Origin of the sequence: Sphingobacterium sp. Lzh-3 (assembly GCF_046764375.1) — a bacterium.
GTDB lineage: Bacteria > Bacteroidota > Bacteroidia > Sphingobacteriales > Sphingobacteriaceae > Sphingobacterium.
Window position 1 is genome coordinate 3,658,667 of sequence record NZ_CP177226.1, and the last position, 21,986, is coordinate 3,680,652.

The 21,986-nt window shown below is 41.1% G+C and carries 20 protein-coding genes; 4 read left to right on the plus strand and 16 right to left on the minus strand.

Annotation, left to right across the window (positions count from 1 at the left end):
* Nucleotides 1–13 precede the first annotated feature (13 nt).
* From ACLCDV_RS15435 to ACLCDV_RS15500, 14 genes are all read right to left on the minus strand, one after another.
* The gene (locus ACLCDV_RS15435; protein ID WP_075992888.1) at nt 14–1,699 is read right to left on the minus strand and encodes a GMC oxidoreductase; all 1,686 of its coding nucleotides are present in this window, start codon (nt 1,697–1,699) and stop codon (nt 14–16) included.
* A gap of 42 nt (nt 1,700–1,741) precedes the next feature.
* On the minus strand, nt 1,742–2,980 hold the full coding sequence (locus ACLCDV_RS15440) for a nucleoside permease (protein WP_411973949.1): 1,239 nt from the start codon (nt 2,978–2,980) through the stop codon (nt 1,742–1,744).
* A 96-nt stretch (nt 2,981–3,076) separates the two neighbouring features.
* On the minus strand, nt 3,077–4,000 hold the full coding sequence (locus ACLCDV_RS15445) for a hydroxypyruvate isomerase family protein (RefSeq protein WP_075992889.1): 924 nt from the start codon (nt 3,998–4,000) through the stop codon (nt 3,077–3,079).
* Between the two features lie 15 nt (nt 4,001–4,015).
* A complete protein-coding gene (locus ACLCDV_RS15450) occupies nt 4,016–5,038 on the minus strand; it encodes an FAD:protein FMN transferase (protein ID WP_411971569.1) in 1,023 nt (340 codons plus the stop codon).
* Between the two features lie 12 nt (nt 5,039–5,050).
* Entirely contained in the window at nt 5,051–6,364 is a 1,314-nt protein-coding gene (locus tag ACLCDV_RS15455) for a Gfo/Idh/MocA family oxidoreductase (RefSeq protein WP_411971570.1), read from the minus strand.
* 27 nt (nt 6,365–6,391) lie between these two features.
* Nucleotides 6,392–7,360 carry a formylglycine-generating enzyme family protein gene (locus ACLCDV_RS15460; protein WP_317666022.1) on the minus strand — a complete coding sequence of 323 codons (969 nt, stop codon included), beginning with the start codon at nt 7,358–7,360 and terminating at the stop codon, nt 6,392–6,394.
* 236 nt (nt 7,361–7,596) lie between these two features.
* Complete coding sequence (locus ACLCDV_RS15465) at nt 7,597–8,187, minus strand: hypothetical protein (protein WP_075992892.1); 591 nt, start codon at nt 8,185–8,187, stop codon at nt 7,597–7,599.
* Between the two features lie 5 nt (nt 8,188–8,192).
* Nucleotides 8,193–8,936, minus strand: a complete 744-nt coding sequence (locus ACLCDV_RS15470) for a hypothetical protein (protein ID WP_411971571.1) — start codon at nt 8,934–8,936, stop codon at nt 8,193–8,195.
* A 324-nt stretch (nt 8,937–9,260) separates the two neighbouring features.
* Nucleotides 9,261–9,524, minus strand: coding sequence for a 50S ribosomal protein L27 (gene rpmA / locus ACLCDV_RS15475; protein ID WP_046672918.1), 264 nt, complete (start codon nt 9,522–9,524; stop codon nt 9,261–9,263).
* Nucleotides 9,525–9,568: 44 nt separating this feature from the next.
* The gene (gene rplU, locus ACLCDV_RS15480; protein WP_028068281.1) at nt 9,569–9,880 is read right to left on the minus strand and encodes a 50S ribosomal protein L21; all 312 of its coding nucleotides are present in this window, start codon (nt 9,878–9,880) and stop codon (nt 9,569–9,571) included.
* A 159-nt stretch (nt 9,881–10,039) separates the two neighbouring features.
* Nucleotides 10,040–12,082 carry a M13 family metallopeptidase gene (locus ACLCDV_RS15485; RefSeq protein WP_411971572.1) on the minus strand — a complete coding sequence of 681 codons (2,043 nt, stop codon included), beginning with the start codon at nt 12,080–12,082 and terminating at the stop codon, nt 10,040–10,042.
* Nucleotides 12,083–12,111: 29 nt separating this feature from the next.
* Nucleotides 12,112–13,620: a carbon-nitrogen hydrolase family protein gene (locus ACLCDV_RS15490; RefSeq protein ID WP_120334070.1), complete on the minus strand. Its 1,509-nt coding sequence runs from the start codon at nt 13,618–13,620 to the stop codon at nt 12,112–12,114.
* Nucleotides 13,621–14,049: 429 nt separating this feature from the next.
* Nucleotides 14,050–14,391 carry a DUF3467 domain-containing protein gene (locus tag ACLCDV_RS15495; RefSeq protein ID WP_317666016.1) on the minus strand — a complete coding sequence of 114 codons (342 nt, stop codon included), beginning with the start codon at nt 14,389–14,391 and terminating at the stop codon, nt 14,050–14,052.
* Nucleotides 14,392–14,427: 36 nt separating this feature from the next.
* Nucleotides 14,428–15,546, minus strand: coding sequence for a M42 family metallopeptidase (locus tag ACLCDV_RS15500; RefSeq protein WP_088161775.1), 1,119 nt, complete (start codon nt 15,544–15,546; stop codon nt 14,428–14,430).
* A gap of 271 nt (nt 15,547–15,817) precedes the next feature.
* Here ACLCDV_RS15500 and lgt point away from each other — a divergent pair, with 271 nt between their 5' ends.
* The 3 genes from lgt (at nt 15,818) to ACLCDV_RS15515 (ending at nt 18,616) form a co-directional block, all read left to right on the plus strand.
* Nucleotides 15,818–16,633, plus strand: coding sequence for a prolipoprotein diacylglyceryl transferase (gene lgt / locus ACLCDV_RS15505; protein ID WP_336835804.1), 816 nt, complete (start codon nt 15,818–15,820; stop codon nt 16,631–16,633).
* 155 nt (nt 16,634–16,788) lie between these two features.
* On the plus strand, nt 16,789–17,979 hold the full coding sequence (gene trpB, locus ACLCDV_RS15510; RefSeq protein ID WP_411971573.1) for a tryptophan synthase subunit beta: 1,191 nt from the start codon (nt 16,789–16,791) through the stop codon (nt 17,977–17,979).
* Between the two features lie 94 nt (nt 17,980–18,073).
* Entirely contained in the window at nt 18,074–18,616 is a 543-nt protein-coding gene (locus tag ACLCDV_RS15515; protein WP_411971574.1) for a L,D-transpeptidase family protein, read from the plus strand.
* Between the two features lie 14 nt (nt 18,617–18,630).
* On the opposite strand, the gene ACLCDV_RS15520 is transcribed toward ACLCDV_RS15515, so the two are convergent.
* Nucleotides 18,631–18,795 (minus strand): hypothetical protein, encoded by a 165-nt coding sequence (locus ACLCDV_RS15520; protein WP_411971575.1) that lies wholly within the window; start codon nt 18,793–18,795, stop codon nt 18,631–18,633.
* A 277-nt stretch (nt 18,796–19,072) separates the two neighbouring features.
* On the opposite strand from ACLCDV_RS15520, the gene ACLCDV_RS15525 reads away from it, so the two are divergent.
* Entirely contained in the window at nt 19,073–19,639 is a 567-nt protein-coding gene (locus ACLCDV_RS15525; protein WP_120334066.1) for a helix-turn-helix domain-containing protein, read from the plus strand.
* Nucleotides 19,640–19,805: 166 nt separating this feature from the next.
* On the opposite strand, the gene ACLCDV_RS15530 is transcribed toward ACLCDV_RS15525, so the two are convergent.
* The gene (locus ACLCDV_RS15530) at nt 19,806–21,986 is read right to left on the minus strand and encodes a DUF4954 family protein (protein ID WP_411971576.1); all 2,181 of its coding nucleotides are present in this window, start codon (nt 21,984–21,986) and stop codon (nt 19,806–19,808) included.

Here is a 21,986-nt window from a genome sequence, read left to right on the forward strand (position 1 = left end):
CAATCTTTAGCTATTAGATGTTACCTTTTTTCAATTCGCTCACTGCGAAATCAACCGCGCGAGCAGTAAGCGCCATATACGTTAATGAAGGGTTGACACAACCCGCAGAAGTCATACAAGCGCCGTCCGTTACGAAAACATTCAACGCATCCCAGACCTGATTGTTACCATTTAAGACAGAAGTTTTTGGATCACGTCCCATACGCGCAGTTCCCATTTCGTGGATACCTTGACCCAGACCATATACGTTATCGTATGTATAGGTATCCTTTACGCCAATGCTTTCCAACATTTCCTTCATTTCATTTTGCATGTCACCACGCATCTTCAATTCATTATCCTTGATCTCAGCGTCAAAAGACAATACAGGTAAGCCCCATTTATCTTTTTTGCTTTTGTCAAGTGTAATTTTATTTTCGTGATATGGCAAGGTTTCCCCAAATGCGGTGAAGCCAACCGTCCAGTCGCCTGGCTCACAGATTGCATCTTTCCAAGCGCCACCTACTTCCATCTCGGCTACTGCACCAGACCAACGTCCACGACCCGCAGCACCTTGGTAGCCAAATCCGCGTACATAGTCGCGTTTTTTGGTATCACCTTCGACGTTCACAAAACGTGGTACATATAAACCTGTTGGTCTACGGCCATATACATAGCTATCCAAATAGCCATCTATTTTACCACCAGCACCACAACGGAAATGGTGATCCATCAAATTGTGGCCCAATTCACCGCTGCTACTACCAAGTCCACCTTCCCAAACATCTGTAGCCGAGTTCATCAATACCCAGGTCGAGTTCAATGCAGATGCACAAACAAAAATCACTTTAGCGAAAAACTCATAAGTTTGGTTTGTTTCAGCATCTACAATCTCAACGCCTTTTGCCTTTTTCGTGTTTTTATCGTAGATAATTTTTGTTACGATGGAAAAAGGACGTAATGTCAAGTTATTTGTCTTTTTTGCCGCAGGAAGAGTCGCCGATTGCGTACTGAAATAAGCACCAAAATTACAGCCCAACCAACATTGATTTTGATATTGACAATTTACACGGTCATGATGCGGAACAGTAATGTTTGCTGTTCTACCCATGATGAAATGACGTTGACCACCGTATTGTTTTTTCAAACGCTCAGCCAGGTCTTTTTCAACAATATTCATCGCCATTGCAGGCATGTAATCTCCATCGGGCAAAGATGGCACACCATCTCTATTTCCAGAGATACCCGCAAATTTTTCAGCATAACTATACCAAGGGGCAATATCCTTATAACGAATCGGCCAATCCACACCGTGGCCATCTTTTAAGTTAGCTTCAAAATCCAAATCGCCCAAACGATAAGATTGTCTTCCCCACATTAAAGAACGTCCACCAACATGATACCCACGGTACCAGTCAAAACGTTTTACTTCGGTATATGGACTCTCTTTTTCATTTACCCAAAAATCCAGGTTCTTCTCATTCAAAGGATAATCTCTACGCAAAACCGGATAATCTTCGATCATTTGTTGCGTACGACCGCCAGCATGAGGCCATTCCCATGGATTTTTATTTGGCGCAGTATAATCCTTGATGTGTTCAATGTTACGACCACGCTCCAGCATAATTGTTTTCAGCCCTTTCTCTGTCAATTCTTTCGCAGCCCATCCACCACTTATCCCCGAACCGATTACAATTGCGTCATAAGTATTTGTTGCCATCTCTCTTCTAATTATTTGTTTTTAAATAGTTATTTTTTCTGTTTAGTGTGCAGCATTTGTACTGTCGATCTTTTCGTCTTTGAAAAAAGCTAAAAAGATAAAAAATACAACAGCTGCGATAATAGCAGGTACAACCCAGGTATGATTCCAAAATCCTGCTAGGTCTGTTGCTTTCATTTCTTTGTATTTGTCTCCTACGTAACCCGCTACCCAAAAACCGATCAACTGTCCAACGCCATAGGTTGCCAGAGTAATCAAACCCTGTGCCGCTGATTTGTATTTAACACCGGCTTTACTATCCGTATAGATCTGTCCCGAAACAAAGAAAAAGTCATAACAGATGCCGTGCAATGCAATACCGATCAACAACATGAACGATAATTCGCCCGCATTGCCATAAGCAAATAATAGGTAACGGATCACCCAAGCCAACATACCGACTAAAATTGTTTTCTTAAAGCCAAATCTTGTAAAGAAAATTGGTAAGGCCAATAAGAACAATACTTCAGACCCCTGACCGATTGTCATTTTACCAGTAGCATTTTCCAGACCTATCTCGGAAAGAAAAGGATTTGCATTCGAATAATAAAATGCCAAAGGAATACAGATCAATACCGAAGAAATGAAAAAGATCAAGAAGTTCTTGTCTTTTAACAATTTAATCGCATCCAGACCAATGATTGATGCAAAGGATGGTTTTTCGTTTTGATCCAATTTAACCGGCGGCGTTTTAGGCAATGCAAAAGAAAATATACCCAATACTAAAGAAGCAACCCCCGATAATAAGAAAGTATTTTTTAATGCTCCTTCTGATGCTTTTGCGTCCCAAAAATAACTGATAACTAAACCAGCTACAATCCAACCAATTGTTCCCCAGATACGTATACCTGAAAACTGTTTTTCCGGATTCGTCAATTGTCGAAAAGAAACTGAACTAGTCAAAGCCAATGTTGGCATATAAAGTATCATATAGGCCAATACATATGGATAAAATGTCGACATGTCTGCAGCACCATACATCTGATACATCAATACCGCACCGACCAAGTGTAAAACACCCAAAATACGCTCCGCATTAAAATAACGGTCCGCAATCATTCCGACAATAAAGGGAGCAATAATAGCACCCAATGATTGTGTTGAAAATACATTAGCCTTTTCAAATTCTGTTGCATTCAAATTCTTGCTCAAAAAAGTACCTAATGTGACAAACCATCCCCCCCAAATAAAAAATTCGAGGAACATCATGAAGGATAGTTTAAATTTTATTGTTGATGAAATCATAAAAAAAAATGGTGTTTTACAATACTACTAATTGGTTTTACCTGCTCAATTTAAGAAATTAAATCTAATTGTCAATAGTACACTATTAAAATATTACAAAAAGCTATCGACCTCGCGATAAGCTGCCACCAAGCGATCCTCACCCTCTTTACCAGGTTTGGAAATACCATGTTCCATCCCCATGATACCTTTATATCCTTTACTATGAATGTGTTTGAATACGTTTTTATAATTGATCTCTCCTGTAGTCGGTTCTTTACGACCTGGATTATCGCCGATTTGAATATAAGCAATTTCATCCCAGCAGCGATTCATATTTGCAATTAAATCTCCCTCGGTACGTTGCATATGATAAATATCATATAAGATTTTACAGGATGGACTGTTCACAGCCTTACATAAAGCATAGGTCTCATGAGTTTGCTGCAAAAATAGATCTGGTGTATCACTTAAGGTTTCCAACACCATCACCAAACCATGTGGTTCAAAGATTTCCGCACCCTTACGCATCGCAGTAAGTATATTGCTGAACTGATTACCCCAAGGTAGTTTTCTTTCATAAAAGCCAGGTACCACAGTCAGCCATTTTGCATTGCAACGCTTGGCAGCTTCTACAGATTTCTTGCATGTTTCTACAAACTTATCTAAATACTCCTGTTTACCTGTCGCTAAAGAAGGCATCCAGTTTTGGCCACCGTCTACCACAAATACACCCATGGTCATGCCTAACTTCGCCAATAAATCACCGATCTTCTTCTGCTCATCCAATGTTCTGCCCAAATAGCCATTATCTTCTATTCCACGAAATCCCAAATCATACATATACCGAATTTCATCGAGGAAATTATCACCTGCATGATTTTTGAACATCCCCTGATGCGGGGCATAATTTAAGTTAAATGTCTTTCCTTTATCCATCGTATTTGCTGTATTTTGAGTGGTTGACGCAAAAGTCTGTCCAGCTAGTCCTGCCCCGGCGGCCAAAAGACTACCTTTAATAAAATCCGATCTCTTCATTTTATTTATAATTGATTAATTTTTAAATAATTTACCAAATCCATCCGAATAAATCGCTTCAATGGACTGATTTTTATTTTTAAAAATGACAAAAACCTCCACACCCTTCAATTTTTTGGTCTTTGTCTTAATTTGTTCGGGTTCCATGCCCATAAAATAATTATCCAGTGCATCCGCTTCCATAGCAGTCTTCGCATAGACGCTGACACTCAAGATATCGGTCATGTATGGAAAACCCGAGACAGGGTCGATATGATGACCCAATTTTTTCCCTTTGTACTTAATAAACTTTTCGAAACTGCCGGCCGTTGTCAGCGCCCCTTCTTTGAGCTGCGCAACAGCGGTCATCAATTCCTCCCCATCCGCATCATCGGGCTGAACAATACCAATAGAAAATCCCTGCCCACCTGGCGGAGTCCCCAAAGCCCTGATTTCGCCACCGACCTCTACCATATAATTGGCAATCCCCTTTCGGCCAAGATAGTCGGCCAAAACATCCACCGTATAGCCCTGGGCAATACCATTGACATCTATTTTAATCCCCTTTTTCTTTTTGATCAGCCGATTGCCGCTAACCTTCAGATAGTGCATTCCCACCAGTTCCTTCGCTTTTAGCACCGTCGCCGAATCTGGAGCGACCGGACTCTTATTCGCACCAAAGCCCCATAGGTTGACTAGTGGGGCAATAGTAATATCGAATTGACCTTTCGATAATTTATGATATTTAAAGGAAGCTTTTATCACCTTGGCCATATGACTATCCATCACGATAGACATTACCGTATCTGTATTGAACTTGGATATTCTCGAGTCCTTCCGATAAATTGACATCGACAAATCGATCGCCGTTAAAATACTGTCAACTTCCGACCGTCTAACAAGACTGTCGGAAGCGAAGTAAGTGATATGGAATTGGGTGCCCTGCGCGGGTCCCTCCAGCCGAATTTTATGGAGTTTCGTTGATGGTATTTGCGCCTGTACATCAATGCAACAAATCGTGACAAAAAATAGAAGACACAAATTCCACCTTAATCCCATCGGCCCAAAAACTTAAATATATAGGTTTGTGTTTTGACCAGGCATCGCTACAGGGTAAAAACCTTCTGCATCCGGAAGTAACTTTGGTTTAGCATCCCAAGCAAGTACGTCTGGCCCCAATTTGATGGTAGATTTCAAGGCTTCATCCCATTTGATCACCTTACCAGTATAACAAGCAATACGCCCGATAATACCGGTCAACGTACTATAAGCACCATATTCTGCATTATCAAATTTATATTCGCCCTTCGAAATTGCTGTAAACAGTTCTTTATGTTCTTGTTGATAAGGATTTGGATTGCCCTTGGCATCATGGCGATAGATCTCTTTACCTTTCCAATCGTACAATACAGCCTGTCCACCTGCAGAAAGATAAGCACGTCCTTTTGTTGCCTGGAATTGCTCGTCTACACGGTTATGTATACCCTCAAAGTGTCTACATTGACTATAAACAACACTGTTGTCAGCATAGGTTAGTTCTAATGCGAAATTATCATAGATTTCACCATACTCTTTGCCGGTACGGTGTGCTCTGCTCCCTGTACCTTGGATCGATACGGGATAAGCACCTTTCACCCAATTGGCGATATCAATATTGTGCACGTGCTGCTCAACGATATGATCGCCACACAACCAATTGAAATAATACCAGTTACGCATTTGGTACTCCATTTCAGTTTGCTCTGGTTTACGTGGGCGTACCCATACACCACCGGAGTTCCAATAAACTTGTCCAGAGGTAACTTCACCGATCGCACCTTCGTGAATACGTTTGATAGCTTCACGGTAATTGGTTTGATAACGACGTTGTAAGCCTACGACAACATTCAGTTTTTTACGTTTAGCTTCCGCAGCTGCACGCAATACCTGTTGTACACCTGGAATATCAACTGCGACAGGTTTCTCCATGAATACATGTTTACCCTGACGGATTGCTTCCTCGAAGTGTGTAGGTCTAAATCCTGGCGGCGTTGCCAAAATAACAACGTCTGCCAATTGGATTGCATCTTTATAAGCGTCAAATCCAACAAATTTGTGATTATCGCTTACATCAATCTTATCTTGCCATTTCTCTTTAAGCGTATTATATGTACTATCTAAATTATCTTTAAAGGCATCAGCCAAAGCGACAACCTTAATATTCATTCCTGAACTCAACGCATCAAAAGTAGCGCCAGTTCCGCGGCCCCCACAGCCCACTAAAGCAACTTTGATAACATCCGAACCAGCAGCATAGGCACCCGATAAAGGTAACGAGCTCAACATTGCACCACCGGCCACTACAGCAGAAGTTTTAATAAAATCTCTTCTTTCTAGATTTTCCATAACAGTTTTATATTGATTATTTTATTTTTAAAAATCTTTAATTGGTTTTTTATCATAATAAGCCATAATTTCTTCATGACTAGGCGGATTAACAGGTCTTACCAACCTCATTCCTACGAACGGTGCTTCCGGAAACCACCAGTTGCTTTTGGGCACTTGCGGATCCAATTGTTTCCATACCGGATCTGAAGCTCCACGAGCCGCCGAACGAAGATCCTCCGAGGAACTATCAAATGCACCACCCCGAACAACATGTGGATACAGGGTCGTTGGAACAACTACAGGGTTGTTCAATACTTTGCCTTTACCTTCATTGTAACTATCGGCCTTATATTGGTCATAAGTCCACTCAGCAACATTGCCATAAATATCATAAAGACCCCAAGGGTTCGGTTTCTTCTGTCCTACAATATGTGTTTTCTGTTCACCATTATCTTTAAACCAGGCATAATCTGCCAGTTGCGTTGCTTGATCGCCGAAAAAATAAGTTGTCTTTGAACCAGCTCGAGCTGCATATTCCCACTCAGCCTCTGTTGGTAAACGATAAAATACACCCGTACGGACATACAACCACTTACAGAATTGGATGGCGTTGTAATGGGTCATCGCCAAGGCCGGGTGTCCTTCTTTTCCAAAACCAAAAGTCATATCCAAATAGGGTTTTGTAGGTCGAGTAACGGCATCAATCTCTTTGGATACTTTACCATCCTTACTCTTTGCGATCTCATAATCTTTATACAGAAACGGCTCAAAGAGATCCCAGGTTACTTCATACTGCCCCATCCAAAATGGGTCCAACTTCACCTCATGTGCAGGTTTTTCATCTTCTTTCCCGCCGCTTGTAGTTCCCATTTTAAAACTACCACCAGGGATTGCTAGCATTTTGAACGTCAGATTGGTTCCTTCAATGGGTTGCTCATACGGTTCGAACGTCTTCTGAGCCATAGCGTGCAGGCCAGCAAATAATAAAACAGGAATAAAGATTCTTTTTAACATATTTAGGTTTGTAATTAGAGACTAAAATATAAAATAAGGTGTATACTTTACACTTTGACACTATAACTTTTTTATTACAGTTTAATTCTTAACATAATAGTCCATTCGTAATAACGATTTAGCACGATGCTGATTAGGATCCTCGGGGAGCTTAATTCGCCTGAAAATCAAGATCAATAAAAAAGGTTTTCCATTTTCATGGAAAACCCCGATATCTTATCACAGCATGCCTGTGTCTAAAGCAGAATCTTACGACTTACCGCTTTATCTATGGTAATATACCCCGGATAGAACACCGACTGCCCTGCGATATTGATAGAAGGTTTAACTTTTAACGTAAATATTCCCTTTTTATTCTCATCGCTTGACATTAAAAAATCCTGCAGGTCCGAATTCTTTAACAAATCATAGATATTGGTCGCTATACGCACATTGGCCACTGTAGATTCTCCGGGCTCTATTTGTAATGATTGATTCACAATCCCTTCCACAAGCTGCTGCCCGCCGTAAAGAATGATATACTGGAACTTATTAATAGAGGCTTTTTTGAGCGTCGGGTTATCAATTTTAAGTCGGATAACTGCATCCAATGGAATATCTTTCCGCAAATAGGCCAATGCCAAGCTCGGCGCGGCACCTAGGTCAATTTGATTATTCCTGATCAGTCGTTGCAATGATGTTCCGGCCAACCGAATACTATCTACCGATTCCACATCGAATTTACATTTCGCCAAATTTTCGATCTGTGCCTTTTGTCGATTCACACCACAGCCGGAAATAAACAAACCCAGCAGAACCAAACATCCAAATAAAATTTTCTTGCTCATAGCCACTATTTTCCTCCAAATTTATATAAAACTCCCAGTGTAAACAATGGGTACCCTGCTTTTAAATAGGTATTACTTTTAAAACCGAATACCATACCGTTCGTATATTGCAGCTTCCATCCTTTCCCTAACCCCATTCTTGTATAAAATACGGGTTCAATAAGCATATTATCTTCTTTCTCTGCCGGAAGACCATCAACAGCAAAATTTTTCATACGCATATTGCTCAGCCGGATGATGGTACCGTAATCGATATCATGCCGGTTGCCAAACAATTTCAGGGCATCCTTTTTCTCCGATGAAAAGTTCACCTGTACGAACACCTTGTCAAAATCCATGTCCTTCGTTTCTACAACGGCCTGTCCCATCGTCGACGAACGCTTATCAACCACACTGGTATTACCCAACCCATAGCCCCCGTAAACCTCAAATACACGATTATTCTTTCTACCAAAGCGTGTAAAATAACCTATCCCCGCCTCGCCCATCTTTTGCGCATAGTCTTTGATATTGGATCTATTATCGACATATGAACCATTGGCAATGACAGCCACATGATCAGTTACAGCTACCCCCAGGTTGGCCGATACATTGGCCTTTGTATTGATATTGCCGGAAACATAGACCTCGCCAGCTTCTGTAAACATCGGCGCTGAAGGTACATTAGGCATGTAAATCGAACTACAGGAATAAAATGAACAGGCAAATAACCCGGCACACAACCCATATCCAAACTTGTTGTATTTCATATGTAAGTATTTATTCAATCGTGCATGCATCCACCGATATTTACGAATGCTTCGCCTATTGTCTTAAAAACACCTATCCTTTATAAAAATTGTACCAAAGCGGTTACATTTAACAGAAAATAACAATTTAAAGAGCTCAAAAAGCTTAAAAAGCTCAGTACCAAGCCCGATAAATTTAGTATAATAGGTAGCAATTCCGCAGAGCCGCCAGCAATGCTGCTCCAGCATCACCTGATAGCAGGCACATCGGAACAGTAGCTACAACTATAAACAACAAAAAAAGGCATCAATTTCTTGATGCCTTTCCTATATTGTTGCAAAACCTTATGCTTGTTCTGTAGGAACTACAGATACATAAGATTTATTGTTAGCTTTTTTACGGAAAACTACTTTACCGTCTACTAAAGCGAACAATGTGTGGTCTTTACCAATACCAACGTTTGTGTCAGGATTGTGTTGTGTACCGCGTTGGCGTACGATGATGTTACCAGCGATTGCTTGTTGACCACCGAAGATTTTGATACCTAAACGCTTGCTATGTGACTCACGGCCGTTCTTAGAACTACCCGCACCTTTTTTGTGTGCCATTTCTTTATCTTAATTTAAGACTATTTGTCTGATTAAAAATTCAATTATAACGTAATACCAGTGATCTGGATTTTAGAAAATTGTTGACGGTGACCGTTTTTCTTTTTGTAGCCTTTACGACGTTTTTTCTTGAAAACGATAACTTTATCGCCTTTTAAATGAGACAAAATTTTAGCCGAAACTTTTGCACCAGCAACGCTAGGTGTACCAATGGTAAATTTACCACCGTCTTCTGCTAACAATACATTGTCAAATTCAATACTAGCGCCTTCATCTCCTTGTAAACGGTGTACAAAAAGGAACTGGTCTTTTGCAACCTTAAATTGCTGTCCTGCTATATTTACTATTGCGTACATTGTTAATTAATTAAATGTGTTATTAAATGAAGGGCAAAAGTAAACAGTTTTTATCATAATTCAAAGACAAATTTACTTTTTCGTTTCCAATTAAACTTATCAGTTGAACAGCATTGTCTTAATCCGTATTGGGACAATGCTGTTCACCCCTGTTTTCGCTTACCAAACCAAAATTCTCTTCTCAGGTGCTACATACATTTTTGCCGTAGGCTGTACATTAAATGCTTTATAGAAGGCCTCCATATTGTATACGGGACCATTTACCCGAAATTGTTCGGGGCTATGTGGATCAACTTTTAAACGTAACCGCATGCGCTCATCGCTGCTCTTTACGCGCCACACTTGGGCAAAACTCAGGAAGAAACGTTGATCTGGTGTAAAGCCATCAATTTTATCCTGCCCCTGCCCCTGTTTGGTTAATTTGAAAGCATCATAGGCAATATTTAAACCGCCGATATCCGCCAGATTTTCACCTAACGTAAGCTCACCGTTTACATGTTGATTGTCCAACAGCGTAAAGCCACCATACAACTTCGCTACCTGATTGGCGCGTTCCGTAAACTGTTTCGCATCCACTGCTGTCCACCAATCGTTCAAGTTACCGTCTTTATCATATTGACGTCCCTGATCATCAAAGCCATGTGTCATCTCGTGTCCGATAACGGCACCGATAGCGCCATAATTGATCGCGTCGTCCGCATTGGCATCAAAGAATGGGAACTGCAAGATGCCGGCCGGGAATACAATTTCATTATAGGGTGGATTGTAATAGGCATTCACCGTAGGAGTTGTCATCAGCCATTCCGCCTTGTCAACCGGTTTGCCGATTTTACCCGCCATTTCTTTATAGGCATGCTTTGCAGCAGACTGTAAATTGGCATAGTAGGTATCATTGGCAACCTCCACGTCACTGTAATCTTTCCACTTCTCCGGGTAGCCGATTTTTTTGGTAAATGCTTCCAATTTTTCAATCGCTTTCTTTTTGGTTTCAGGTGTCATCCAGTCCAATTTCTCGATACGGCTTCTATAGACTTTTTGCAAATTGTCGACCAATTCGAGCATTCGTTTTTTCGCTTCGGGTTTAAAATACTCATCCACATACAACTTTCCGACAATCTCGCCAAGGTTCTCGTCGGCCGAGCTCACCATCAGCTTCCAACGCTCCTTCTCCTGTTTCTGTCCATTTAGGGTTTTTCCGAATAATTCAAACTTTGCATCCCTGAAACCTTTGCTCAGTGCCGTCGCAGAAGCATTCGCTAAATCTGCTTTTAGTTTTGTCTTCCAACTATCTAAAGACTGTGATTTCAACAAATTATTTAGCGCAAGATAAAATTTGGGCTGCTGTACCAAAATGGTATCGGTCTTCACATCCAAACGTTGCAAAATATCTTTCCAATTGAGGTTTGGCGTTTGCTTCTGAAATTCCTGTACCGCAAATTTATGGTAGTTTTTGATGGGATCGCGCAATTCCACCGGTGTAGCATGCGATTTGGCAATTTCCGTTTCCAAGCGCAGTACTTCCTCCGCCGACTTTTGTGCATTTGCCCCTTCGCCGATCAGCCCGAATAATTTTACCAGATATGCAACATAGGCCTCCCGGATTTTCTTCGCTTTGTCATCCTGATCCAAGTAATAACTTGCTTCAGGCAGGTTGAGTCCTCCCTGGAAAAATTGCAATGCATTTTTAGTGCTGATCCGGTCATCTGCGGCCACATAAAATGTAAAAAGATCCCCATCACCCTCCTTAAATCCATCCGCAGCATAAGCGATCAATTCATCAATACTTTTCAGCCCATTGATTTTTTGAATAGCCCCTTCGATCGGTTTCGCGCCCAATTTATCAATCGTCACCGTATCCATACCACTCGCATAGAAATCGCCGGCCTTTTGCTGATCGGAACCTTTTTTGTTGTCAGACTTCGCCGCACCCTCCAAAATAGATTTCAGGTTTGCCAGGTTTTCATCAGCAAGAATATAAAATGAACCCCAGCCAGTTTCAGAAGCCGGGATCTGGGTATTTTTCATCCAGCTTCCATTTGCATATTGGAAGAAATTATCTCCTGGATTCACGGTGGTATCCATGCCTGAGACATCAAAAAAATTTGTGCGGACCTCCCGAGCAGTATCGCTTTTCTTATTTGACTGACATGACATCAGCATTAAGACCATGGATAACGTCCCCCATTTGACTTTTTGTATCATATTTTAAGAGATTAAAAGAGTATTTAAATTTACTTCAAAAGTTTCACTTCATACAAATCCTTCCTTCTATCCTTCTTGACTTTAACGGTACCGTACTCATGCAGGTCTCGCAGGGCATAAAGATCAACGTCGGCAATAAGCACCATCTCGGCATTCGGTGTCGCCTCAGCTTTAATGGCATTATTGGGAAAAGCAAAATCCGAAGGGGTAAAAACAGCGGACTGCGAATATTGTATATCCATATTATTCACACGCGGCAAATTGCCCACGGAGCCTGCAATAGCCACATAACATTCATTTTCTATCGCCCTAGCCTGCGCACAGGTACGCACCCGGATGTATCCGTTTTGGGTATCCGTCATAAAGGGCACAAATAGGATCTGCATCCCCTGATCGGCCAAAATACGGCTCAGTTCAGGAAACTCTACGTCGTAACAGATCAACAGTCCCACTTTACCACAATCGGTGTCAAACACCTTTACCTCACTTCCGCCCACCATACCATAATATTTAAATTCATTAGGGGTGATGTGAATTTTTTTAAACTCATCCAGCTTACCGTTGCGATGACAGAGGTAGGAAACATTATAGAGCTTTTTGTTTTCCATCAAAGGCATCGACCCTGCAATGATATTGACATTGTAGGAAACGGCAAACTGTTGAATGCGATCAATAATCTCTGAAGTATGCTGCGCAAGCCTCTCCATTGCCAAGCGTTCGGGAAGATCATTATACGGACTCATCAACGGCGTATTAAAGAATTCAGGAAACATAATAAAATCTGTTCCATAATCGCTCACTGTATCCACAAAAAACTCGATCTGATCATAAAATGCCTCTAGATTATCAAATAAACGCATCTGCCATTGCACCAGTCCCAAACGGATCGTCTGCTTGGTCGTCGAAATGGAGCGCGTCTCTGACTCATAATAAATATTATTCCATTCCAACAGAGTAGCGAACTCCATCGATTCAGCATCCTCGGGCAGATAGTGCTTAAGTATTTTTTTGACATGAAAATCATTCGAAAGCTGAAAGGTCAGCGTCGGATCATAGATCTCCTTACGTTTGACTTTCTCGATATAAACCCGCGGACTCATTTTATCCGCATAGTTATGGTAATTGGGAATACGCCCCCCGGCAACAATACATTTGAGGTTCATCTGTTCACATAGCTCCTTCCGTGCATCATAGAGACGGCGTCCAAGACGTAAGGCCCGATGTGCCGGATGAACAAACACTTCTATCCCGTACAGCGTATCGCCATCATTACTATGTTTGGTAAATTTACCGTCATCGATAATATCATAATAACTATCGTAAATATTATTTTTCTTTGAATTCAGGATAATCGACAAGGCACAAGCGACCACATGTCCATCAATCTCCACACATAACTGCCCTTCGGGAAATAATTCTATCAAATCCTGAATATTTTCCTTTGACCAGGTTTCGCCAACACCATCATACGCCTGTTCCATCGATTTTTTCAAATCAACATAATCCTTCTTTGTCAAGTTACGCACTTGAATATCCATATAAATCTCCTTTTTGAAATTAGTTATTTAAATTTAGTAAAAGTAAAGGCCAAGTCCAAAACTAGCAATAGGCAACAAGCGAATACTAGATGGCATCTCTATTTATATTTTAAACAGTGCTTACTCAGTGATTGTTCAGTGATTGTTCAGTGCTCGTTCAGTGCTTGCTCAGTGAAGACTGAACAAGCACCGACTTATTACTGTCTAAACATTGATTAAGAAATGATAATAGGTACTACCTGGTATGCAGATCTTTCAATTTTAATATAGATCTTGATGATCTTATACCTTAACAGGCGGTTAGGCCAATCGTCTTTTTCATACATGGACCGAATCGGAGTATCGGAATGACTTTGCTAAAATTAAGGACATAAAAAAAGCGCCAATGTTCAATTGGCGCTTCGATATCTCAATGATAGCTGCGATCAACTATGCTTGACCTTGTGGCGTTCCGAAAGGAAATGCAACTGTAGGATCACCACCTTGTTGTGGTTGTTCCGCAATACCTGCATCCATTTTAATCGGGCCATTTAATGCTTCGAAACGGTTCACGTTATCAACCAATGCACCTAACAAGCGTTTTGCATGCTCTGGAGTCAAAACGATTCTTGATTTCACTTTTGCTTTTGGCACTCCTGGCATCACACGGATAAAGTCAACCACAAATTCAGTATTAGAGTGAGTGATAATCGCAAGATTTGAGTAGATTCCTTCTGCTACTTCTTCTGTCAACTCAATGCTCAATTCGTTTTGATTTTGGTTATTTTCCATAATAATTCTAATGATAAGTTAATATATTCTTAAATTCTACTTTGTAAATGTTCTAAAATCCTGTCCGTTCTCAATATTCAGTAATGTTTCATAGATCAATCTGATCACGTTGTCAACATCTTCTTTATGTACCATCTCAACCGTTGTGTGCATATAACGGAGCGGTAAAGAAATTAATGCCGACGGTACACCACCATTACTATAGGCAAATGCATCCGTATCAGTTCCTGTAAAACGAGAGGAAGCCTGACGCTGGAAAGGAATATTATTCTTTTCAGCAACCTTAACCAACAGTTTATTCAGATTGATCTGAACCGCTGGAGCATAAGACAATACAGGGCCTTTTCCTGAAAACAGATCTCCCTGCGTGATCTTATTGATCATCGGAGTTTGTGTATCATGTGTCACATCGGTGACGATAGCGACATTCGGTTTGATACGATCTGCAATCATTTCGGCTCCACGTAAACCAATCTCTTCCTGCACCGAATTTACGATATATAATCCAAATGGCAATTTCTTTTTATTCTCTTTTAGCAAACGAGCAACCTCAGCGATCATAAAACCACCGGCACGATTGTCCATAGCCCGCCCAACATAATAACGGTCGTTGAGGATAGAGAATGTATCTTCATAAGTAATAACACAGCCCACATGTATACCCAGGGCTTCAACCTCTTCTTTGGTACTACAACCACAGTCCAAAAAGATATTTTTCAACGAAGGATTTTCTTCTTTTTCTCCCGAACGTGTATGAATTGCAGGCCAGCCAAAAACAGCTTTGACAATACCCTTTTCCGTATGGATATTCACGCGCTTAGACGGTGCTATCTGGTGATCCGAACCACCGTTACGAATCACATAGATCAGCCCATCTTTGGTAATGTAATTGACAAACCAAGAAATCTCATCCGCATGCGCCTCTATAACGACCTTATACTCCGCTTTTGGATTGATTACCCCTACAGCTGTACCGTAGTTGTCGACGAATGTATCATCGACATAAGGCTTCAAATAATCCAACCACAGTCGCTGTCCTTCCCACTCAAATCCTGTAGGAGAAGCATTATTGATATATTTTTCAAAAAATGAAAGCGAATCTTTAGTCACAACCGCGTTGTGCTTCGGCTCTTTTTTCTTGTTTTTTTCTGCCATCTTTTCCTTTTCTATTTACTTTCGTCAAAATATGAAAATTTCAATGAAATGCAAAAGTAAAAATGTTTTTTGAAATATTGTTTGCGCAATTTATTTTAGATCATAGCCCCTTATTTTAGTAAAAAGGATCAGCAAAAGACAATATTTCATTCACGATGAATCAATTAAGTTCGCAGCCCAATGATATTATATTTAAAAACAAATTGTAGGAATAAAAAATGAGATTAAAGCTTATCTTTACTCCAAAGTAATTTAAACAGCTATAAAATTTATGAATTCAATATTAAGTGCAATACATTGGAATATTGACCCGGAAATGTTCAACTTTGGCGCCTTTGCCCTTCGCTATTATGCCTTATGCTGGTTATTAGCGTTTTTTGTTTCATACGTTATCATGTTGCGTATATTCAAAAAGGAAGGCCGCACACAAGAACAGCTGGATCAGCTTTCAATTTATATTTTTCTGGGCACTTTGATCGGAGCTCGATTAGGACACTGCCTATTTTACGATTTTGACTATTACAAAGATCATATACTTGAAATATTCCTTCCATTTAAATGGGATAAAACAGGATTTCATATCACGGGCTTTGCAGGTTTGGCTTCTCACGGCGGCGCCATCGGCATTATTCTCGCGTTATATTTATTCTGCAGAAAAACAAAAACTGACTTTCTATGGCTAGCGGACCGATTGGTTGTCGTAGTACCTATTGCCGGTGCACTTATCCGTATCGGAAACTTCTTCAATTCTGAAATAATTGGTACCCCTACAGATTTACCTTGGGCTATTGTCTTCGAACGTGTCGACAATGTACCGCGCCATCCGGGACAGCTTTATGAAGCAATCGCCTATATTTTGATCTTTATTATCATCGGTTCCCTATTCAAATCGAATCCCAATCGCCAAAAAGGTCAATTATTTGGCATATTCCTAGTCTTATTATTTGGTGCACGTATGGTTTTGGAACATTTTAAAATTGACCAGGAAGCCTTCGAGCAAAGCATGGCTTTAAACATGGGTCAATTGCTGAGTATACCTTTTATTTTGGTGGGTTTATACTTTATCTTCCGGAAAACCAAAGCTTAAAACAGGGCGCAATATGCCCTTATTTGCAAATACACGATTTAACAGGCATCTTTTCTAGAAAAGATGCCTTGTTTTTTTTTCAATACCTGCAAAGATTACTATATTAGGCTTCAATAAATAATACATCCTTTTACAACAAGAAACTTAAGCCTAAAATGAGTCTAACACAAGCAGCATCTGTCGAAGCAAACGAAAAGATGCTTCAATACAATGGTCAATATGGAGCGTACGGCGGATCTTATATCCCCCCGGTACTGGAAGAGCAATTAAATAAACTGGCTGCTTTTTTCGATAGCCATGTCCAAAAAGAAGAATTTCAGAAAGAGTTTATTGCGATCTTAAAACATTATGTCGGTCGTCCCTCACCTTTATACTACGCCAAGAATTTAAGCGATTATATCGGTTCCAAAATCTATTTAAAGCGGGAAGATCTCAACCATACTGGTTCCCACAAGATAAACAACTGTATCGGTCAAATTCTTCTGGCCAAACAGATGGGAGCAACAGAGATCATTGCCGAAACTGGCGCCGGTCAACATGGTGTTGCAACAGCAACAGCGGCGGCATTGTTAAACATCCCCTGTAAAGTATTTATGGGCGAAATCGACGCCGCACGCCAGGCCCTGAACGTCAAACGTATGGAATTGTTGGGCGCCGAAGTTGTAACGACCAACTTAGGTAGCCGTACATTGAAGGATGCCGTTGATGCGGCCTTGATGTATTACGTTGAAAATCCAACATCTTATTATCTACTGGGATCGCACGTTGGCCCGCACCCCTATCCAAAAATGGTCGGCTATTTTCAAAGCGTTATCGGTAAGGAAGCACGCCAGCAGATACTTGATCAGGAAGGGCGCCTTCCGGACAGCATCTTCGCCTGTGTAGGTGGCGGATCAAATGCTATTGGCTTATTTTCGGGTTTTCTCGATGATCATGAGGTCGAAATTCATGGTGGCGAAGGCGGTGGCACCGGAACTTATCCAAAAACAGCTGCGACACTTTCTTTTGGCAAACCAACCGTATTCCAGGGAACCTTTTCGTACTGCCTTGTCGATGATGAGGGCAACCCGATTCCATCAACCTCGGTGTCTGCAGGCCTTGATTACCCGGGGATATCGCCACAACATGCCCAGCTAAAAGATAGCAATCGCGCAAACTACCACCCTGTGACAGATGCAGAAGCGATTGAAGCCTACAAACTACTTTCCCGACTGGAAGGTATTATTCCGGCCATTGAATCATCCCATGCTGTTGCCCTTGCGATGAAATTTCTAAAAGACAAAAACAAAGTCGCTATTGTGAACCTCTCGGGACGTGGCGACAAAGATGTTGACCGCGAATTCTAGGCGGCAGCATCAAAATACATGAGTAGGCCGAGTGCAGGGCCCTAGGTTAGGCACTCGGTCCAAACATTTTATTCATTAGCTAACAATCTCCGAGATGAAGCGACCAAGAAATCGTCGAATAGTTTTAAAAACAGTAATCAGCCTCCTCGTCTTACTCTGCCTGGGCCTGATAGGCTATAATCTTTATCCAGAACCAACGTTGGATCAGCATGCCAAAGTAGACAAGCTTATCGTCTATAAATCAAAAAGAACACTATTGGCTTATAGTAAGGGAAAGCTCCTAAAGTCTTACCGTATTTCATTGGGCGGCCAACCTTTGGGCGCCAAAGAATTTGAAGGCGATTTAAAAACACCCGAAGGGCTTTACACAATCAACGATAAAAATCAATATAGCAGCTATCACAAAAACCTGGGGGTCTCCTACCCAAATGAACAGGATATTGCCCACGCCAAAAGTTTAGGAAAAGATGTCGGTGGCGACATCAAGATCCACGGACTTCGAAACGGACTAGGCTTTATCGGTAAATTGCAGCGCCACATGGACTGGACTTTCGGTTGTATGGCACTTACAAACGCAGAGATTGACGAACTTTTTGATGCTGTTCCGATAGGCACAGCTATTAAAATAAATCCCTAACTGAAATAAGGACTTTACTGGAATAAAGACTTCACTAAAATAACTCTTGACTGAAACATACCCCTAACGACCTCAAGGCTAAAGCGCCGAATGGCCCGCCCATTACGCCCATTACGCCCATTACGCCCATTACGCTCATCCGCTGGCCGATCAGCCATTCCGTCCTTTTTTTTCCACACACGGTTTTCAAAATACTACAAGATAAACCCTAAATATTACAACCCCATGTCTAATAAATTATCGATTTTTGAGTTTACATTAGTAACTTGTATTTAAAATAATTCCGATGGAATATCCAATGTGATAAACACAAATACCGATGACCACATCACAGCATCCAAGAATTAAATACACCTGCATCAAATCAATAGGATATTCCATAGGATCAAAAAAGACAACATACGAAGCATTCATGAATACCATTGGATGCAGACTTAAATCAGTAATAATTGATATATGAAACTTGCAATAAAGAATATGGTATGCAATAGATGCATTATGGTTGTTGAAAATGAATTGGCTAAGCTCAATCTCCATGTTAAGCATATTTCTTTGGGCCAGGTTGAGATTGAAGAAGAGCTGACCAAAGCGGAGAGCAAGCAACTTGCCTCAAATTTTTCGGCACTTGGTTTTGAACTCATTGACGATAAAAGAACCGTCATCATCGAACAGGTAAAACATGTCGTATTGGATCTTATCCGTAATCAACATAACGATACCACCCTTAATCTTTCCGAAATCATCAGCACGAAAGTGCACCATGATTACAACTACATCTCCAATCTTTTTTCGGATGTTGAAGGCATAACTATCGAAAAATACTTCATCGGCCAGAAAATTGAATATGTCAAAGAGTTATTGGTTTACGATGAACTTACCTTGAGTGAAATTGCCTATAAACTCAATTACTCCAGTGTTGCTTATTTAAGCAATCAATTCAAAAAAGTAACCGGATTGACGCCAAGCCACTTTAAGCAAATCAAAGACAATAAGCGCAAACCACTTGATAAGATCAACGACTAAGGACCTGCGATGTGCTTCACAGCGCAGGAAGAAATCAAAGTTTCACCACTTCTTCCTATCGCAGAAAAAGAATCTACAGCGCCACATTTCGGACATTACCAACTGTCAAGACCGCTAATACGTCATTCACAAAAAAAGAAAAGGCTTCCGAGCGGAAGCCTTTCTTTTAAAATTGCCCTTTCAAATTAGCAACCCTTATCTTAAATATCTCTAATTCTTTTTGTTGTTGATTGATAAAAGAATTTTCCTCCAGTTTTCCTACCACAATATCACGTTCTTCATCATTGGCATAAACCATGTTTTTGAACTGATTATTGTAGTCTTTGGCACGGGATTTATAAATCTGTTCACCAATCCAGATCCGGTGTCCAAGCGCCTGATCCAACAAAGATACAATTTTATCTGTTGATAAAACCATACCTTCCAAATTTAAGACTTCTATTAAAGACAAGAGTGCATGTTCACGTTTATCTAAGGGGTATGCTTTACTTTTATCATGATAGAATTCATGAATATCATCCCATGAATCTATTTTTTTTGATTTGACGTCATCTAGGAAAGTTTGCAGGGCATTGCTTTCGATCAGCTGTCCACCTATATTTTCCCAGCTCGTACGCGATCTACCCGATAAGGCTCCAATAATATCCTGCAGTGACAGGCCTTCCTCTAGGGCATCCATCAGGTGCAGTACACCATAGTATTTAATAAACGAACGATATAAATGATAAGCCTCGCCAACCTTCTGAATAACAGTCGGTCTGCGTGAATTTTCGGCTCCTTGCAGCACAATTGTCTGATCTTTCAGGTCCATGTTGTTGGCAAGCAGTGCCCGGCCGGCAACAATACGTTCTTGCTTATCCTTCCCAACTGCAGTGTGGAGACTATCTGCCACAGCCAAGGCCAGCATATCCATCCCTTCGAACATCTCGTTCACCGTATCCGGTGCCAACATATCGTATTCAAAATATTGGTTTTTGAAATGTCGATTGTCTCGCGCCGCATACTTATTGGCATTCCGTACCAAAGCATACATATTGTACATAAACCAATACCCCGGAATCAAGACCAGTTGATCATGTTGTACGTCATTGCTCACTAAGGTAAAAGGCAACTTGATATCCAGTTCATGCAGAAAATCCCCTTTTACAATAAGGCAATACGACGCAAATCTGGAGTTATGTTTTAGGCTCACACAGAGACCAGGCCAAAAACCACGTCCCGCAATAATTTCACCATCCGCAGCTCTGGAGTTGTGATTGGATCCTACGGTTGCTCCAGCAGCCATATTACTTTGGCCCATCACCAATGCCGCACATAAAAACGAGTTGTTATGGTGCTGTTCATGCGCTGGAAAAATCAAGGAATTTAACACTTCACAACAGGAAATTGTCGAGTTGTCGCCCAAATAAGAGTTGATCAGACGCGCGCCATATTTCAACTGCGAATAGGATGCCAGGATAAAACGTACAGCTTTAACGCCGTAAAATATACGACAGCCATAGCCAATAATTCCATTAACAAGCTCACAGCCTTCACCGATCTGCGTATACGATTCCTGCGAGGAATTGACGGTAACATTTTTCAGCTTGCTGACCCCTTTGATATAGGCATCAGTCCCGATCTTGACATTCTTGATCGTTAACGTATTTTTGATGACGCAACGGTCGCCAATCTGGCTGTAATAACCCCGTTGACCTCCAAATTTCTGATCAGTCAGTTCTCCAAATCGCTGCTGTAAAGCATGATCATGTCGATTGCGGGTCCATAGGTACACATCTGCAGCCTGCATGCCATCAAAAGGGTAAACCGAACGGGCACCATTTTCGTTGCAGAGCTCCAGCTCGATCCGTTTTTCTGACTCTTCACCATCACGGAGAATACCATTACCGAATTTGGCTGTACTACCGGTCTCCATTTCCTTGATCTGGCTCAACAGCACTTCATTACCAACAATAAAGTAGGACAAGTACCCCACATGGTGGACAGCAATATCGTCGCCAAAGTCCGAACTGATGATCGTCGAATGATACAGACCAATGGGGAGCTGCAAATTGCGGTAATCCAGGTAACTCGGACTCAAATTGCCGATACGGACCAGACCATAGAATTTACAGTGCTGAACCTGATTCGGATCAAAGACTTCCGATACCTTAACCTTGGACCAGTCGCTGGACCAGTTTCCATTGTTAATCAACTGTTGAACCTCTGTTTCCGTCAGATCACGGTAGTCATTACGCGGGTTTTGCTGAAAGCGCAGGGTATATTCGTCCTGTCCTGCTGGAATAAACTCATCTGGGATAAATCCATAGCCCAGATGTTCCAAAGGTTTCTTCTTCAATACACTCAT

Excerpts from the sequence above, each read along its gene's own strand:
- ACLCDV_RS15435 (WP_075992888.1), bottom strand. The coding sequence starts at position 1,699 with ATGGCAACAAATACTTATGACGCAATTGTAATCGGTTCGGGGATAAGT.
- ACLCDV_RS15445 (WP_075992889.1), bottom strand. The coding sequence starts at position 4,000 with ATGAAGAGATCGGATTTTATTAAAGGTAGTCTTTTGGCCGCCGGGGCA.
- ACLCDV_RS15450 (WP_411971569.1), bottom strand. The coding sequence starts at position 5,038 with ATGGGATTAAGGTGGAATTTGTGTCTTCTATTTTTTGTCACGATTTGT.
- ACLCDV_RS15455 (WP_411971570.1), bottom strand. The coding sequence starts at position 6,364 with ATGGAAAATCTAGAAAGAAGAGATTTTATTAAAACTTCTGCTGTAGTG.
- ACLCDV_RS15460 (WP_317666022.1), bottom strand. The coding sequence starts at position 7,360 with ATGTTAAAAAGAATCTTTATTCCTGTTTTATTATTTGCTGGCCTGCAC.
- ACLCDV_RS15465 (WP_075992892.1), bottom strand. The coding sequence starts at position 8,187 with ATGAGCAAGAAAATTTTATTTGGATGTTTGGTTCTGCTGGGTTTGTTT.
- ACLCDV_RS15470 (WP_411971571.1), bottom strand. The coding sequence starts at position 8,936 with ATGAAATACAACAAGTTTGGATATGGGTTGTGTGCCGGGTTATTTGCC.
- rpmA (WP_046672918.1), bottom strand. The coding sequence starts at position 9,524 with ATGGCACACAAAAAAGGTGCGGGTAGTTCTAAGAACGGCCGTGAGTCA.
- rplU (WP_028068281.1), bottom strand. The coding sequence starts at position 9,880 with ATGTACGCAATAGTAAATATAGCAGGACAGCAATTTAAGGTTGCAAAA.
- ACLCDV_RS15485 (WP_411971572.1), bottom strand. The coding sequence starts at position 12,082 with ATGATACAAAAAGTCAAATGGGGGACGTTATCCATGGTCTTAATGCTG.
- ACLCDV_RS15490 (WP_120334070.1), bottom strand. The coding sequence starts at position 13,620 with ATGGATATTCAAGTGCGTAACTTGACAAAGAAGGATTATGTTGATTTG.
- ACLCDV_RS15495 (WP_317666016.1), bottom strand. The coding sequence starts at position 14,391 with ATGGAAAATAACCAAAATCAAAACGAATTGAGCATTGAGTTGACAGAA.
- ACLCDV_RS15500 (WP_088161775.1), bottom strand. The coding sequence starts at position 15,546 with ATGGCAGAAAAAAACAAGAAAAAAGAGCCGAAGCACAACGCGGTTGTG.
- lgt (WP_336835804.1), top strand. The coding sequence starts at position 15,818 with ATGAATTCAATATTAAGTGCAATACATTGGAATATTGACCCGGAAATG.
- trpB (WP_411971573.1), top strand. The coding sequence starts at position 16,789 with ATGAGTCTAACACAAGCAGCATCTGTCGAAGCAAACGAAAAGATGCTT.
- ACLCDV_RS15515 (WP_411971574.1), top strand. The coding sequence starts at position 18,074 with ATGAAGCGACCAAGAAATCGTCGAATAGTTTTAAAAACAGTAATCAGC.
- ACLCDV_RS15525 (WP_120334066.1), top strand. The coding sequence starts at position 19,073 with ATGAAACTTGCAATAAAGAATATGGTATGCAATAGATGCATTATGGTT.
- ACLCDV_RS15530 (WP_411971576.1), bottom strand. The coding sequence starts at position 21,986 with ATGAGTGTATTGAAGAAGAAACCTTTGGAACATCTGGGCTATGGATTT.